19 protein-coding genes are annotated in these 14,532 nt (G+C 69.6%); 8 read left to right on the top strand and 11 right to left on the bottom strand.

Annotation, left to right across the window (positions count from 1 at the left end):
* Positions 1-8: 8 nt before the first annotated feature.
* Positions 9-437: an MAPEG family protein gene (locus tag C6569_RS05155; protein ID WP_106747829.1), complete on the bottom strand. Its 429-nt coding sequence runs from the start codon at positions 435-437 to the stop codon at positions 9-11.
* Positions 438-625: 188 nt separating this feature from the next.
* Here C6569_RS05155 and C6569_RS21880 point away from each other — a divergent pair, with 188 nt between their 5' ends.
* Positions 626-1,063 (top strand): hypothetical protein, encoded by a 438-nt coding sequence (locus tag C6569_RS21880; protein ID WP_181313916.1) that lies wholly within the window; start codon positions 626-628, stop codon positions 1,061-1,063.
* Positions 1,064-1,134: 71 nt separating this feature from the next.
* Here the strand turns inward: C6569_RS21880 and guaB are convergent, their stop codons facing one another.
* Complete coding sequence (guaB, locus tag C6569_RS05145; protein WP_106747828.1) at positions 1,135-2,628, bottom strand: IMP dehydrogenase; 1,494 nt, start codon at positions 2,626-2,628, stop codon at positions 1,135-1,137.
* A gap of 288 nt (positions 2,629-2,916) precedes the next feature.
* Between guaB and C6569_RS05140 the strand changes: the two genes are divergently transcribed.
* The 4 genes from C6569_RS05140 (at position 2,917) to C6569_RS05125 (ending at position 5,148) form a co-directional block, all read left to right on the top strand.
* Positions 2,917-3,381, top strand: a complete 465-nt coding sequence (locus C6569_RS05140) for a hypothetical protein (protein WP_106747827.1) — start codon at positions 2,917-2,919, stop codon at positions 3,379-3,381.
* A 61-nt stretch (positions 3,382-3,442) separates the two neighbouring features.
* The gene (locus C6569_RS05135; protein WP_106747826.1) at positions 3,443-4,594 is read left to right on the top strand and encodes an Mrp/NBP35 family ATP-binding protein; all 1,152 of its coding nucleotides are present in this window, start codon (positions 3,443-3,445) and stop codon (positions 4,592-4,594) included.
* A gap of 87 nt (positions 4,595-4,681) precedes the next feature.
* Positions 4,682-4,879, top strand: coding sequence for a hypothetical protein (locus C6569_RS05130; RefSeq protein WP_106747825.1), 198 nt, complete (start codon positions 4,682-4,684; stop codon positions 4,877-4,879).
* 5 nt (positions 4,880-4,884) lie between these two features.
* Complete coding sequence (locus C6569_RS05125) at positions 4,885-5,148, top strand: sulfurtransferase TusA family protein (RefSeq protein WP_106747824.1); 264 nt, start codon at positions 4,885-4,887, stop codon at positions 5,146-5,148.
* Positions 5,149-5,153: 5 nt separating this feature from the next.
* On the opposite strand, the gene C6569_RS05120 is transcribed toward C6569_RS05125, so the two are convergent.
* The gene (locus tag C6569_RS05120) at positions 5,154-5,441 is read right to left on the bottom strand and encodes a hypothetical protein (protein WP_106747823.1); all 288 of its coding nucleotides are present in this window, start codon (positions 5,439-5,441) and stop codon (positions 5,154-5,156) included.
* A 157-nt stretch (positions 5,442-5,598) separates the two neighbouring features.
* Between C6569_RS05120 and C6569_RS05115 the strand changes: the two genes are divergently transcribed.
* Positions 5,599-6,120, top strand: a complete 522-nt coding sequence (locus C6569_RS05115) for a DUF2478 domain-containing protein (RefSeq protein WP_106747822.1) — start codon at positions 5,599-5,601, stop codon at positions 6,118-6,120.
* Positions 6,121-6,136: 16 nt separating this feature from the next.
* On the opposite strand, the gene C6569_RS05110 is transcribed toward C6569_RS05115, so the two are convergent.
* The 8 genes from C6569_RS05110 to C6569_RS05075 all read right to left on the bottom strand — a co-directional run bounded on the left by C6569_RS05110 (position 6,137) and on the right by C6569_RS05075 (position 12,084).
* Positions 6,137-7,282, bottom strand: coding sequence for a M20 family metallopeptidase (locus tag C6569_RS05110; RefSeq protein ID WP_106747821.1), 1,146 nt, complete (start codon positions 7,280-7,282; stop codon positions 6,137-6,139).
* 101 nt (positions 7,283-7,383) lie between these two features.
* Positions 7,384-7,572: a hypothetical protein gene (locus C6569_RS05105; protein WP_106747820.1), complete on the bottom strand. Its 189-nt coding sequence runs from the start codon at positions 7,570-7,572 to the stop codon at positions 7,384-7,386.
* A 69-nt stretch (positions 7,573-7,641) separates the two neighbouring features.
* Positions 7,642-7,866 carry a hypothetical protein gene (locus C6569_RS05100; protein ID WP_106747819.1) on the bottom strand — a complete coding sequence of 75 codons (225 nt, stop codon included), beginning with the start codon at positions 7,864-7,866 and terminating at the stop codon, positions 7,642-7,644.
* Positions 7,863-8,123 carry a hypothetical protein gene (locus tag C6569_RS05095; RefSeq protein WP_106747818.1) on the bottom strand — a complete coding sequence of 87 codons (261 nt, stop codon included), beginning with the start codon at positions 8,121-8,123 and terminating at the stop codon, positions 7,863-7,865. Before C6569_RS05095 ends, C6569_RS05100 begins: the two co-directional genes overlap by 4 nt.
* Before the next feature lie 59 nt (positions 8,124-8,182).
* A complete protein-coding gene (locus C6569_RS05090; protein WP_106747817.1) occupies positions 8,183-9,577 on the bottom strand; it encodes an FAD-binding oxidoreductase in 1,395 nt (464 codons plus the stop codon).
* Between the two features lie 97 nt (positions 9,578-9,674).
* Positions 9,675-10,508 carry a metallophosphoesterase family protein gene (locus tag C6569_RS21665; protein WP_181313914.1) on the bottom strand — a complete coding sequence of 278 codons (834 nt, stop codon included), beginning with the start codon at positions 10,506-10,508 and terminating at the stop codon, positions 9,675-9,677.
* Between the two features lie 71 nt (positions 10,509-10,579).
* Positions 10,580-11,356: an SDR family oxidoreductase gene (locus C6569_RS05080; protein ID WP_106747816.1), complete on the bottom strand. Its 777-nt coding sequence runs from the start codon at positions 11,354-11,356 to the stop codon at positions 10,580-10,582.
* 26 nt (positions 11,357-11,382) lie between these two features.
* Entirely contained in the window at positions 11,383-12,084 is a 702-nt protein-coding gene (locus C6569_RS05075) for a GntR family transcriptional regulator (protein WP_106747815.1), read from the bottom strand.
* Between the two features lie 193 nt (positions 12,085-12,277).
* Here C6569_RS05075 and C6569_RS05070 point away from each other — a divergent pair, with 193 nt between their 5' ends.
* Together C6569_RS05070 and C6569_RS05065 are read left to right on the top strand one after the other, a co-directional pair.
* Positions 12,278-13,534 carry an ABC transporter substrate-binding protein gene (locus tag C6569_RS05070; protein WP_106747814.1) on the top strand — a complete coding sequence of 419 codons (1,257 nt, stop codon included), beginning with the start codon at positions 12,278-12,280 and terminating at the stop codon, positions 13,532-13,534.
* Between the two features lie 115 nt (positions 13,535-13,649).
* Positions 13,650-14,528, top strand: a complete 879-nt coding sequence (locus C6569_RS05065; RefSeq protein ID WP_106747813.1) for a branched-chain amino acid ABC transporter permease — start codon at positions 13,650-13,652, stop codon at positions 14,526-14,528.
* The last annotated feature ends 4 nt before the right edge of the window (positions 14,529-14,532 follow it).

Below are 14,532 nucleotides of genomic sequence, written 5' to 3'. Positions count from 1 at the left end.
CCTTGTCGTCAAAGCGCGGCGATGAGGACGCCGACGAGCATGGCGACCAGCGCGAGGCAGCCGATCAGGAAGACGAGCGGGCGCAGGCGCAGGTCGTTCGAGCCGATATGGACATAGGCGTGCACGATGCGGGTCGCGACGAAGAGCCAGGCGAAGGTGGCCATGACCCAGCCCGTGGCGCCGACATGGATCGCCATGATGGCCAGCACGTAGAAGAGCACCGGCGTCTCGAACTGGTTGGAGAAGTTGTTGGCCGCCTGCCGGGCCTTCGGCGGCCAGGTTTCCGACGACAGGGCGATGTCCTTCAGGCGCACCTCTCGGGCATAGAGGGCCTGGCGCCGGTAGAAGCCCATGATGAAGAGGACCACGAAGGTCAGGGCCACCTGGGCGAGCACGGGCCAGACGAGCGAAGCGCCGCCGGGATTCATCAAACCCATCGAATTTTCTCCATCACGACCCCGCAAAAGCGGGAGCCGATCTTGTCAACGCGGCGGAACCGAGCATGCTGCCGGCGGGTTGGTCAAGGAAATACCGGAATTGGCCGGTCCTATGGCCGAGACGGCGCGCCCACTGCGTCGCGGCCCGGCGGGCAGGACGCCCGTCGTGTACTCGGGGAGACTTCGTCATGCGTCAGAATTCCTTCAGGAGCCTCGCGCTCTCCGCCGCCTTCGGTGCGCTCGCCCTCGGCGGTGCCACCCTCGCGCCGTCGTCCGCCCTCGCCGCGGAGCGTGCGGCGACCGGCGCCGCCGTCGACCACAGCCAGCCGGTCGAGATGCAGCGCCGCGGCGGCGGCTTCCGTGGCGGACCCGGCTTCGGCGGCCGTTCGGGCTTCCGTCCGGGTCCCGGTTTTGCCGGCCGTCCCGGCTTCCGCCCCGGTCCCGGCTACTATCGTGGTCGCGGCTGGCGCGGTCCCGGCCCGTGGGTCGGCGCCGGTGCCGCGGCCCTGATCATCGGCGGCGCGGCCGCCGCGGCCGCCTCGCCCTACCGCGAGTGCTGGATCGAGCGCCGCTGGGTCGACACCCCCTGGGGCCCGGAAGTGCGGCGCGTGCGCGTCTGCGACTGATCCTCCTCTCCACGACGACGAAAGGCGGCCCGCGGGCCGCCTTTTTTATGGGAGAACGGCTGAGGGCCGGCTCAGACCCGGCCGCCGTTCGGATAGTTCGGGCTCTCGCGCGTGATCGTCACGTCGTGCACGTGGCTCTCACGCAGACCGGCGCCGGAGATGCGTACGAACTCGGTCTTGGTGCGGAAATCCGCGAGATCGCGGGCGCCGGTATAGCCCATGGCCGCCCGCAGGCCGCCGACGAGCTGGTGGACGACGGTGGAGACCGGCCCCTTGTAGGCGACCTGCCCCTCGATGCCCTCGGGAACGAGCTTCAGCGTATCCTTCACCTCGGCCTGGAAGTAGCGATCGGCGGAACCGCGGGCCATGGCGCCCACCGAGCCCATGCCCCGGTAGCTCTTGTAGGAGCGTCCCTGCCACAGATAGACCTCGCCGGGCGCCTCGTCGGTGCCCGCCAGCAGGCCGCCGATCATGGCGACCTCGGCGCCGGCCGCCAGCGCCTTGGCGAGATCGCCGGAGAACTTGATGCCGCCGTCGGCGATGACCGGCGTGCCGCTCGCCTGCGCCGCCTCGACGCTCTCCATGATGGCGGTGAGCTGCGGTACCCCGACGCCGGCGACGATGCGGGTGGTGCAGATGGAGCCCGGGCCGATGCCGACCTTGATGGCGTCGGCGCCGGCGTCGATGAGGGCGCGCGTCGCCGCGCCGGTGGCGACGTTGCCGGCGACGACCTGGACCTTGTTGGACAGGCGCTTGATGCGCGTCACCTGGTCCAGCACCTTCTGGGAATGGCCGTGGGCGGTGTCGACGACGACGAGGTCGACGCCCGCGTCGATCAGCATCTCCGTGCGCTCATAGCCCTGCTCGCCCACCGTGGTGGCCGCGGCGACCCTGAGGCGCCCCTGCTCGTCCTTGCAGGCGTTGGGGTTGGCGACCTGCTTCTCGATGTCCTTGACCGTGACGAGGCCGGTGCAGCGGTAGTGCTCGTCGACCACCAGCAGCTTCTCGATGCGGAACTGATGCAGGAGGCGCTTGGCCTCCTCCTGAGTCACGCCCTCACCCACGGTGATGAGCCGGTCCTTGGTCATCAGTTCGGAAACCGGCTGGCCGGGATGGGTGGCGAAGCGCACGTCGCGGTTCGTGAGAATGCCGACGAGCTTCCCGCCCTTGCCGTTCGGGCCGCGCTCGACCACGGGAAAGCCCGAGAAGCCGTGCTTCTTCATCAGCGCGAGAGCGTCGGCCAGGGTTTCGTCGGGGTGGATGGTGATGGGGTTGAGGACCATGCCGCTCTCGAAGCGCTTCACCTGGCGGACGTGGTCGGCCTGCACCTCCGGTTCGAGGTTGCGGTGGATGACGCCGATGCCGCCGGCCTGGGCCATGGCGATGGCCATGCGATATTCCGTGACCGTGTCCATGGCGGAGGACATGAGCGGAATGTTGAGAGAGATGGTGCGGGTGATGCGCGACCTGACGTCGACGTCGCCCGGCATGACGTCCGACAGCCCCGGCCGCAGCAGGACGTCGTCGAAGGTGAGGGCTTCCTCGATGGACTTGATGACGGCCATGGCCAACTCCGCTGCGGGTAAAGCCCTGTCCGCCCTCTCGACTCGGCGGGAGGAGGGATGTCGGCTCGGTTATGGGTTGGCGCAGCCTGCTACCACGACTCGATGACAGGTCCAACATGGATTTGCAGGTCGGCGCTCCTATTGCCGCCGGACCTGCCATGCCCGTGGCGCGGCTCGCGGAGTCGTGACCGCCGAACGACGTGGCGGCTCGGCAACCGCCTCGCCACATGGGCATTGAACCATTCACGGCGTCATCGCGACACACGGGTGCAATATCCGGAGCCGCATATGACGCTGAACAGCCCGACGATCGCGAACGTGACCATGATCGCTGCCCCCACGCTGATGTTCCTCGCCGCCAGCACCGTGCTCCTGCTCGTCACCGGGCCGAGCAAGGCCCAGGCGCCGCAGCCGCAGCGCGTGGAAATCCGCGGCGGCGAAACCGTCGAGGTCACGGGGCCGAACGGCCGCGCCATGAAGCTGCGGTTCAGCAAGGTGGTCGCCGACGGACAGTGCGCCTCGCCCCGCGGTTGCACCCGCACCGGCGCGCCGGTCGTCGAGATCGAGGCCGTCGGGTCCCAGGCGCCGACCTTCCGGCTCTCGCCGGCCGCCCATCTCGGCGCGCCCTTCGTGCCGGTACAGGGCCGCTTCGTCGCCTTCGGCGAGCTCGTCTCGCCGCCGCGCGAGCTGACGACCGCGAACCGGGCCATGCCGCTCGATTCCTACGTGCTGCGCCTCACCGTCACGCCCTGACGGCCCCCGCCCTTCCGCAACCCGTGTCGATGCCCTATGTGACCCCTCGTCTCACGGGGTCATCATGGTCACACGCGAAGAAGTTGCGCGGGCGCTCGAACAGGTGAAGCTGCCGGCCAGCGGCCAGTCGCTGACGGCCTCCGGTCGGCTCTCGGACATTCTCGTCAGCGGCGACAAGGTCATGGTCGCCATCGCCATCGACCCGACGGAGGCCGCCGCCATGGAGCCGGTGCGGGCCGCCGCCCAGTCGGCCATCGGCGGCGTGCCGGGGGTCGGACAGGCCCTCGTGTCGCTGACGGCCGACCGGCCCGCCGGCCCCGTTGCGGGGGCGACGCGCCCCCCGCCCTCCACCCAGCCGCATGTGGCGCCGGGTCGCCCCTCCCAGCCGCCGTCCCCGAAGGCGGCGACCATTCCCGGCGTCCGGCACGTCATTGCCGTCGCCTCCGGCAAGGGCGGCGTCGGAAAGTCGACCACGGCCTGCAACCTCGCCCTGGCGCTGGCGGCGAACGGCCAGCGCGTCGGCATCCTCGACGCCGACATCTACGGCCCCTCGCTCCCCAAGCTCTTCGGCCTGCACGGCAAGCCCCGCGTCGTGAGCGGGCGCACCCTCGCCCCGCTGGAGGGCTTCGGCGTCAAGGTCATGTCCATCGGCTTCCTGGTCGAGGAAGAGACGCCGATGATCTGGCGCGGCCCCATGGTGATGAGCGCCATCACCCAGATGCTGCGCGAGGTCGCCTGGGGCGAGCTCGACGTGCTCGTGGTCGACATGCCGCCCGGCACCGGCGATGCACAGCTCACCATGGCGCAGGCGACGCCGCTGGCGGGCGCCGTCATCGTCTCGACGCCGCAGGACCTCGCCCTGATCGACGCCCGGCGCGGCGTCGCCATGTTCCGCAAGACCGAGGTGCCGATCCTCGGGATCGTCGAGAACATGAGCTATTTCATCGCCCCCGACACCGGCAACCGCTACGACATCTTCGGCCATGGCGGCGCCCGCAAGGAGGCCGCGCGGCTGGGCGTGCCGTTCCTCGGCGAGGTGCCGCTCGACATGGCGCTGCGCGAGCGGTCCGATACCGGCCGGCCGATCGTCGCCACGGACCCGTCGAGCCCGCATTCCCTGGTCTATCGCGACGTGGCGCGGCAGGTCTGGGCGAGCCTGTCGGGCACCGGCGACGTGACGATCAAGCCGCCGCCGGCGATCGTCATCGAATAGGCGGGGCTGCGACGCCGCGGCCCTTGAACGGTTCCAGACGCATGATAAATTGCGCGCGGAAACAAGAACTTCCGAGAGGGGACCACCATGAAGGCCATCGTGCTCGCATTCGCTGCCGCCATCGTCATCGCGGTGGGCGCCGGCTACCTTCTCAACACGACCTACCAGACGACGGCAGACGCGCGCTTCAGCACGACCGGCGCGCAGCTGCGCGGCTCCGAGGCCGGCTACAACCTCGTCGGCAAGTCCTGGGACGGCATGAACGCCCCGACGGCGACGCGCTGAACCTGATGACCACGACCTCGCCCGGCGCGGGCGCGCCCCCGCCGGCGGATGTCGCTATCCTCGACCTCAAGGGGCTGAAATGCCCCCTGCCCGCCCTCAAGACCCGCAAGGCGCTGAGCCGGATGGCTGCGGGACAGCGGGTCTCCGTGGTCTGCACAGACCCCATGGCCGGCATCGACATCCCCCACCTCCTCAGGGAGACGGGGGACGTGCTGGAGGATCAGCAGAAGGGCGAGGGAACCCTGACCTTCCTGGTCCGCAAAGCGTGAACGGTTCAGACGGCGCCCTGCAGGACGCCGTGGGCGTTGAACTGGCAGGTGAAGGCGCGGGAGCCGTAGCGGCCGTGGGAGGCGAGGCCGCGGATTTCGTAGCGGCCGCCGCCGGTGCGCACGACGTGACGGTCGAGCAGGACGGCGCGGCGGCTGACGCCCATCATCCGGGCCGCATCCGCCCTGCACCAGCCGTGCATCCCGAGTCGCCGGTGGCTCGCCTCGGCGCTGCCGGGAGCGGCCGCGGCGAAACCCGCCGCAACCACCAGGGTGACCATCGAAAGCTTGAGCATGTCCATTCATCCCTGCCGTGGCGGCCGACCTGCGGGCTCGCCGTGATCGGCGGCATCAAACCATGAGTCCCGCCTTCTGCCGAGCCCCACGGCAGCCGAGGCGCTTTACGCGGGAGCGATCCCGACCCATCCTATCGCCCAAAACGGGATCGCCCGCATGAGCCTGATTGCCGCCGTCACCTACGGCCCCGACGACGACTGCGACGCCCTGCTCGCAGCTTTCGCCCACGACCTGCTGGGCGCGGGCGTCGCGGTGGCCGGGCTCATCCAGATCAATGCCGGCGCGGGCTGCGCCGAGCTCGACATGGAGCTGGAAGCCCTCGGCTCCGGCCGGCGGATCAACATCTGCCAGGACCTCGGACCCGGCAGCGCCAATGCCTGCCGGCTCGACCCGGCCGGGCTGGCGGAGGCCGCCGCTGCGCTCAGGCAGGCCCTGGACCAGCCTGCCGAGCTCGTCGTCATCAACAAGTTCGGGCGGATGGAGGCGGAGGGCGGCGGGCTCGTGAGCGAGATCGGGGCCGCGGTGGCGGCGGACATGCCGCTGCTGATCGGGGTGCCGCAGCGCTTCGCCGCCGCCTGGGACGCCTTTGCCGGCGGCATGGACGTGAAGCTCGCCTGCACGCGCTCCGCACTCGAGGACTGGTGGAGCCGCCGGGCCCTGTCCGAAGCGGCGGAATAGGCCGCGCCGCAGCCCTTCAGCCGGCGACGACCCCCGGGGTCAGGGTCTCGAACAGGCGCACGTAGAGCCTGGTGCGGGGAACGAGGCACGAGATCAGCAGGTGCTCGTGGTGGGTGTGGGGGCCGTCGCCGATCACCCCCAGTCCGTCGAGCGTCGGGATGCCGAGTGCGCCGGTGAAATTGCCGTCCGAACCGCCGCCCGCGACGCGCTCGCCGGCCACCTCGAAGCCGAGTTCGCGCGCGAGCCCCGCGGCGTGGTCGTAGAGCGCCTGGATGGCCGGCGTCTTCCCGTAGGACGGCCGGTAGAGGCCGAGCGTCACCTCCAGCTCGACGTCGGGATCGTGCGGCGTCAGCGCGAGGAGCTTCGCCCGCACCTCGGCCTCCGCCTCGGCCGAGGGCACCAGCACGTAGACGCAGGCCTCGGCGTGGATCGGCACCATGTTCTCGTGGGTGCCGCCGGACATGGTTCCGACGTTCAGGGTGATGGTGCGATCGTAGTCGGTCATCGCCTCGACGGCGAGAATCTGGCGGGCCATCTCGCGGATCGCGCTGCGGCCCTTGGCGTGATAGGCGCCGGCATGGGCCGGGATGCCCGTGGTCTTCAGGTAATAGCGGGCGATGCCGTGGCGGGCGACGGTGAGCCTGCCGCCATCCCCCGAGGGCTCGGCCACCAGCACGATGGTGTGGCGGCGGGCTTCCGCCTCGATGCGCGCGCGCGAGGACGGACTGCCGGCCTCCTCGTCGGGAATGAACATCACGGTGACGGGCATGTGCGGGCGCCGGCCGGTGGCACGGAGATGGGCGAGTGCCGCCACGGCGATGGCGTTGCCGCCCTTCATGTCGTAGATGCCGGGGCCGTAGGCGCGATCGCCCTCGATCCGCCAGGGCAGGGCCGATGTCAGCGTACCGACGGGATGGACCGTGTCGATATGGCCCAGCAGCAGGATGCCTGGGCCCTCGGTCTCACCGGGGATGCGGCCGATCAGGATGTCGCCGTAGCCCATCGTGCCGGGGATGCGCTCGATGCCGGCGCCGGCGCCGCGCAGCAGCGCCTCCGCATGGTCCGCCATGCGGTTGACCGCCGCGACGTCCTGGGTCGGGCTCTCGATGGCGACCCAGCGGCGGACGGCATCGAGAAGTCCTTCGGATGTCAGGGTCTGCATGGCCGGCTCGTTCGCTCACGTGACGTCAAGGGGGCGACAGTGAGCGGCGGAAGGGGCGGGCCGGCAAGGCCGGCGCGCCATGGGAGCCATGCAGCGGCCGATCAGGCCGCCTTGATCTCGTATTCGCGCACCGCGCGCTCGTAGGATTCCGAGCGGCTCTTGATGCGGTAGGCGGGATCGGCGGAATCCGACGGCAGAAGACGGATCACCTCGAAGGGGCCTTCCGGCATCTTGAGGAAGGAGCGGCCGAGGGTGACGACGTCGCCGACCTTGAACCTGTGCTGAGCCATGATGTCACCTGTCGTTTCGATGGATGCGCCGACCCCGCGGGCGGCGCCGGGAGAGGCCGGACGGAGCGGTCAGCGGTCGCGATCGGCGGCGGCGATGCGCTCGGCGATGACCTTCGTCGTCTCGGAGGAATGGACGGTCGTGCCCCCCTCCATGACGATCAGGGACGTGCCGGTGGGCGACGTCTGGATGGCGATGACCCGGTCGGGGCGGACGAAATTGACGCCGCCCAGACTGCGCACCTCGACGAGAGCCGCGACGCCCGTGGGGGCGGCGGCGATGAGGGGATGGGTCATGATGCCTGCCGAAGCGCCTTTCGCTCGAGGGGGTAATCGGCGTCGTCGTAGAGCGTGCGGATGGCCGCTCCGGAGACGTCGTCGTTCTCGGTGCGGATGTTGATGCCGTTGAGGTCGTCGCCGAGTTCCTCGACGGCGAAGCGAACGGCCTCGGCCAGGCTGTCGAAGCGCTTGTACTTGAGGGGCACGCGGGAGCGGAACGACTTTCGCTTGTTGGCGAAGAGCTCCGCTGCGGCGGTGAAATCCGTCTGAGACATGCGCCATGGTAGCACTTTGCCACGGCGGAGTCCGATTTATTCCGGCCTGCTCCCGATGATCAGGCCGGCAGCACCTTGCCGGGATTGAAGATGCCCTTGGGATCGAGGGCATTCTTGATCAGATGCATCACGTCGAGCGCCTCGCCGTGCTCCTCGCGCATGAACTTCATCTTGCCGATGCCGACGCCGTGCTCGCCGGTGCAGGTGCCGCCGAGGCGGATGGCGTGTTTGACCATGCGGTCGTTGATTTCGTTGGCCTTGGCCCATTCGGCCGGATCGTCCGGGTCGATCTGCATGCCAAGGTGGAAATTGCCGTCGCCGACATGGCCGACGAGGGTGGTGCCGAAGCTCTGCTGCGAGGTTTCCTTGCGCACCTCGCGGATGACCTCGGCCAGCGCCGAGATCGGCACACAGACGTCGGTGCCCCAGCCCTTGGCGCCGGGACGCAGGGCGCGGATGGCCCAGTGGATGTCGTGGCGGGCCTGCCAGAGCTTCGAGCGCTCGTCGGCATCGGTGGACCAGCGCCAGTTGCTGGCGCCCTCCCCCTTGGCGAGTTCCTCGACGATGGCGGCCTGTTCCTCGACGCCGGACTGGCTGCCGGCGAATTCGAAGAAGAGGGTCGGCGTCACCGGCAGGGTAAGCTTGGAATAGGCGTTGACCGCCTCAATGGCGCGGTCGTCGAGGAGTTCGACGCGCGAGATGGGAATGCCCATCTGGATCGTCTGGATGACGGTGTCGACCGCCGCCTCCACCGTGGGGAAGGAGCAGGTCGCCGCGGCCATGACCTCGGGAATGCCGTAGAGCCTGACCGTCACCTCGGTGATGATGCCGAGGGTGCCCTCCTGGCCGACGAAGAGGCCGGTGAGGTCGTAGCCGGCGGAGGACTTCTTGGCGCGCGAGCGGGTGCGGATGACGCGGCCGTCGGAGAGCACGACGGTGAGGTTGACGACGTTCTCCCGCATGGTGCCGTAGCGCACCGCGTTGGTGCCGGAGGCGCGGGTCGCGGCCATGCCGCCGATGGTGGCGTCGGCACCGGGATCGACGGGGAAGAACAGGCCGGTGTCGCGCAGATGGGCGTTGAGCTGCTTGCGCGTCACGCCGGCTTGCACCGTCGCATCAAGGTCTTCGGCCCGGACGCTGAGGATCTGATTCATGCTGGTGAGGTCGAGGGAGACGCCGCCCTTCAACGGGATCAGGGCCCCCTCCAGCGACGACCCCGCGCCATAGGCGACGATGGGCGTGTCGTGGGCGGCGCAGAGCTTGACGATGGCCGCGACCTCTTCGGTCGACATGGCGCGGCAGACCGCATCCGGCAGGCGGGCGGCGTGGCGCGACTCGTCGCGGCCGTGCTGGGCGCGATCCGATTCGGAGGTCGAGACGCGGGCGCCGAGGAGGGCGCGCAGGCCCTCCAGCAGGGCGGGATCGATCTGCGAGGCCGCGAGGGGAGCGTTCATGGGTCTCAACCGTGTTGGGCGGGCGGCGGGGGGCCGACATCAAGAGCACCAAGCGGGGCGGATTCCAACCGGCTTGTTGCAGGGGGCCGTTGCGAAATCAGGGGAGTGTCCGGCGCTCCAGCCGGAAGCCGAGATCGGCGTCGACATGGACGAGGGTGAAGCCGGCGGGGTCGTCGCCGTGACGTCCGGCCGCGGAGGCGGAGGGCGCGCCAGCGAGGCTGATGGTCCGGGCGCCGCCCGTCCAGACGGTGTCGCAGGCGCGATGAAGGTGACCATGGAGGACGAGCGGGCAGCCGTGGCGGGCGAGAAGCGCCATCAGCGCCTCGCCGTCGCGCAGCCGCTTCAGCCGCGACAGTCCCGGCGCGTGGGGCGGGTGGTGGACGGCGATGACGGGAAGATGGGCGGTGCGGTCGAGGCCGTCGAGCAGCGCGTCGAGGCGGGCGAGCTGGTCGCGCCCGAGTTCGCCTTCCGCCGAGAAGAGCCAGGTCGGGGTGCCCGAGCAGAGGGTGACGACGGCAGCCCGGCCGGCGAGGGCGACACTGGGAAAACGGGCACGCAGGTCCCCTGCCCCGACGGGTAGCGACAGCCAGTCCCCGAGGACCGCCTGCAGCCGCTGTTCCGCCCGCCGGGTATAGACGTCGTGGTTGCCGGGGGCCCAGGAGACCCGGTCGGGATCCCCGAGCTCCGCGAGGGCGGCACCGGCGGCGGCATATTCCGAGGCCAGGCCGAGCTCGATCAGGTCGCCGGTCAGGGCGACGTGATCGGGCCGCGCGGCGGCGATTGCCGCCAGCGTTCGTTCGCCGATGGCATTGTCATGGGCACCGGGCTTGCGCGCCCAGTTGATCCAGCCGAGCGCCGGCTTCAGCCCCTCGCCGATGGGAAAGGGCACGGGCGTCAGGTGCAGGTCGGAGACATGGGCGATGACGGTCACGCCCGCTGGCCTCGCATGGATAGGCCGCGATTCCAAGGGCGGGAGGTGGCGGTCGGTTGCTGCGCCGCCCCTTACGTCAGCATCTGCATGTCGCCGCAGATGGACAGCGCCTGCCCGGAGATGGTCTGGCCCTTCGGCGAGGCGAGGAACAGCATCTGGTCGGCGAGCTGGCGTGCGGTGACGAAGGTCTTCAGCGAGGTATAGGCGACGGCCTGCTCCTCCATCTCGCGGAACGAGACGCCGCGCGACTGCGCCTTGGCCTCCAGCACGCGGCGGATTCGGTCTCCCTCGACCAGACCGGGCAGGATGGCGTTGACGCGGATGCCGAACTCGCCGAGCTCGATGGCGAGCGATTTGGTGAAGCCGACGACGCCCCACTTGGCCGCCGCATAGGGCGTGCGCAGGGCAAAGCCGAAGCGCCCGGCGACGGAGGCGAGGTTGATGATCGAGGCGTTGGTGCTCGCCTTCAGATGCGGCACGGCGAGGCGGGCACAGTTGAACTGGCTGGTGAGGCAAACCTCGATGCAACGGTCCCAGTCCTCCGGATTGATCTCCTCGACGCGTCCCGTGGGGCCGGCGATTCCGGCATTGTTGACGAGGACGTCGAGGCCGCCGAGACGGTCGATGGTGGTGGCGAAGAGGTCGGCCACCTGCTTGCGGTCGGCGACGTCGCAGAATGACGAGGTGATGGCGGGGTCGGTGCGGGCGAGGTCGGCGATGGCCTCGCGGTCGACGTCGCAGATATGGACGCGGGCGCCCTCCTCCACGAAGGCGCGCGCCACCTCGCGGCCGATGCCGTTCGCCCCCGCCGTGACGAGGACGCGCAGGCCCTTGATGCCGAGATCCATGGTTCGCTCTCCCTGCTGCTGTGGCTCTAGGCTGCGGCGAGACCGCCCCGAGCGATGATGAAGTCGGCGGCGCTGCGGATGTCGGCGGCGATGGCGGCGCGGGCCCCCTGCCCGTCCCCGGCGCGGATGGCGGCGAGCGCATCGGCATGGAAGCGGACGGCCCCGCCGGTGGCGAGGCGGTCGGGATTGGCGCCGAGGTCGAGGTTGAGCACCGGACCCGCCTTCAGCCAGAGGGCGCCGATGATTTCGGCGAGGGTCGGCAGGCCGGTCGCCTCGTAGATGGAGAAATGCAGGTCCTTGTTCAGCCTGACGGCCTCGGCGAGATCGGGCCGGGCGAGGAGGCTGAGGGCGCGGAAGGCCGCTTCCAGCGACGCGATACGGGCGATGTCCTCCGGGCCGGCCGCCGAGGCGGCGCGCTCTGCCGCGAAGCCCTCGATCTCGATCCGCACCGTGGTGAGTTCGCGGAACTGCTCCACCGTCATGATCGGCACCCGCACCGCCCGGTTCGGGGCGACCTCGAGCGCGCGGTCGGCGACGAGCCGGCTCACGGCCTCGCGCACCGGCATCATGCTGACACCCATGGCCTCCGCCGTGCCGCGCAGCGACAGCTTGTCGCCGGGCGCCAGGCGGCCGGACATCAGGAGCTCGCGCAGGTGACCATAGACACGGTCGCCGAGCGTCTCGCGCTCCAGCGGACCGATGGTGGTCAGGGCCTCTGCGACGGTCATGCGGCGTCACTCATCCCGGTGATCCATGGGGCGCGGCCCGCAGCCTGACAAGAGGGCTGGACAAACTCCGCCGTTTGAGAAACCATAACTGTGATCACAGATCACGGCAAGCCACCGCCTGCCGTCCGCGAGGGGCGATCAACGCCTCCGCTGGGGTGATTTGGGCCTGGAAACACTGCCAAGGAGACGTCCGATGCCGCTCGACACGAGCCTGTCACGCCGCACCCTCATCAAGGCCACGGCCGGCGCCACGGCGCTGGGCACGCTGGGCGCACCCGCCATCAGCTACGCCCAGGCGGAAGCCATCAAGATCGGCCACATCACGCCGCGCACCGGCTTTCTCGGCCCCTTGGGCGAATATGCCGCCCAGGCCGCCCAGCTCGCTGCTGAGGAGATCAATGCGAGCGGCGGCATCATGGGTCGCAAGCTCGAACTCATCCTCGACGACAGCCCCAACCCGCAGCAGGCCTCGGCCAAGGCGGAGCGCCTCGTCCAGCGCGACAAGATCGTCGCGCTGCTGGGCGAGATCTCCTCGGCCTCGGCGCTGGCCATCGCCCAGGTCGTGCAGCGCGAGAAGGTGCTGTTCATCAACACCGGCGCCAATTCGGACGCGCTGCGCGGCTCGGACTGCCAGAAGTTCATGTTCCACATCGAGGCGCAGAACTCGATGTACGTGAAGGCGGTGGGCCGCTCGCTGATCCGCGACGGCCTGGTCACCGGCAAGAAATGGTACTCGCTGACGGCGGACTATGCCTTCGGCCACGACCTCCTCAACGTCGCCAAGCGCTACATGGCAGCGAACGGCGGCAATCATGCCGGCGACGACCTGATCCCGACCGATCTCGCCGACTTCTCGCCCTTCCTCCTGAAGATCCGGCAGGCGCGGCCGGACGTGGTCTGCCTCAACCTGGCGGGTACGCAGATCACCAACTTCCTCAAGCAGTATGTCGAGTTCGGCCTGACCTTCCCGGTCGCCGGCTTCGGCTTCGACACGGCGCTCGCCTGGGGCGCCGGCAAGGGCAATTTCGGCGGCACCTGGCCTGTCGTCTGGCATCACCTCATCGACACTCCCGGTTCCAAGGCTTTCGTCACCGGCTTCCAGAAGAAGTGGAACCGCATGCCGGAGAACCAGGCCTGGGGCGACTATTGCTCGATGAAGGTCGTGGCGCAGGCGATCACCGAAACGAAGTCGACCGATCCGATGAAGATCGTCGAGCATTTCGAGAAGGGCGCCAAGTTCGACCTCCTGAAGACCCGCGAGGGCTATTTCCGCGCCAAGGACCATCAGATGATGATGGAGATGTACGCGATCACCGCGCTGCCGGCGGCGCAGATCAAGAACCAGTACGACATCTTCTCGTCCTCGCCGCCCGTTCCGGCCGCCAACGAGAGCCTCGAGGTGATCGCGGCGACCGACGACGAGAACAAGTGCACGTTCCGCTCGGCCTGAGCCGAGCCGGGTACCGGGGCGCCGCGGCGCCCCGGTCGCCCTCCATGGCTGCAGTGCGTCCTTTCAGGCCCGCCATGCCGATCGCCGATGCCATCCCGCAATCTGGACGGATTCCGTGCCTGACCTGATCCCGCTCCTGTCGCAGATCCTCAACGGCCTGCTCGCCGGGTCCTACTACCTGATGATCGCCCTCGGGCTGTCGATGATCTTCTCGCTCGGCGGCATCGTGAACCTCGCCCATGGCGCCTTCTATGCCATCGGCGCCTATCTCGCGGTGACGCTCGCCGACCGCATCGGCTTCGGCGGGGCCCTCGTCGTCTCGCCGCTGATCGTGGCGGTGATCGGCATGATCGTGGAGCGGTTCCTGCTCCGGCGCTTCTACACCGCCGATCCGATCCTCGGGCTGCTGCTCACCTTCGGCCTCGCCATGGTGGCGGAGCAGACCCTTCGCATCCTCTACGGGGCGGCGCCGATCCCCTTTTCCATCCCGCAGGCGCTGCGCGGCCAGGTCTTCCTCGGCGACTTCGTCTATTCGCGCTACCGGCTGGTCACCCTCGGCATCACGGCGCTGGCCGTGCTCGGCCTGTGGATCCTCCTGACGAAAACGGCCTTCGGCAAGGTGGTGCGGGCCGGCGTGCAGAACCCGGACATGGTCGGCGCGCTCGGCATCTCGCTGAAGCCCTACATGACCGCGGTGGTGATGATCGGCGTCGGCCTCGCGGCGCTCGCCGGCGTGCTCATCGCCCCCATCGCCGGCGTGCATCCGGCCATGGGCCAGGAGATCATCACCTTCGCCTTCGTCGTGGTGGTGATCGGCGGCCTCGGCTCCTTCTGGGGCGTCGTGGCGGCCGCCGCCATCGTCGGCATGACCCGCGGCGTCGCCGCCCATTTCTACCCCGCGGCGACGGAAGCCTCGGTCTACCTGCTGATGGTGCTGGTGCTGCTGACGCGGCCGCGCGGCCTCTTCGGCGAGCGCATCCAGAAGTTCGAGTGAGGCG

The organism is Phreatobacter cathodiphilus (genome assembly GCF_003008515.1).
GTDB lineage: Bacteria > Pseudomonadota > Alphaproteobacteria > Rhizobiales > Phreatobacteraceae > Phreatobacter > Phreatobacter cathodiphilus.
The sequence above is the reverse complement of the archived record's forward strand: the minus strand, read 5'-3'. Positions and strand labels throughout refer to the sequence as shown.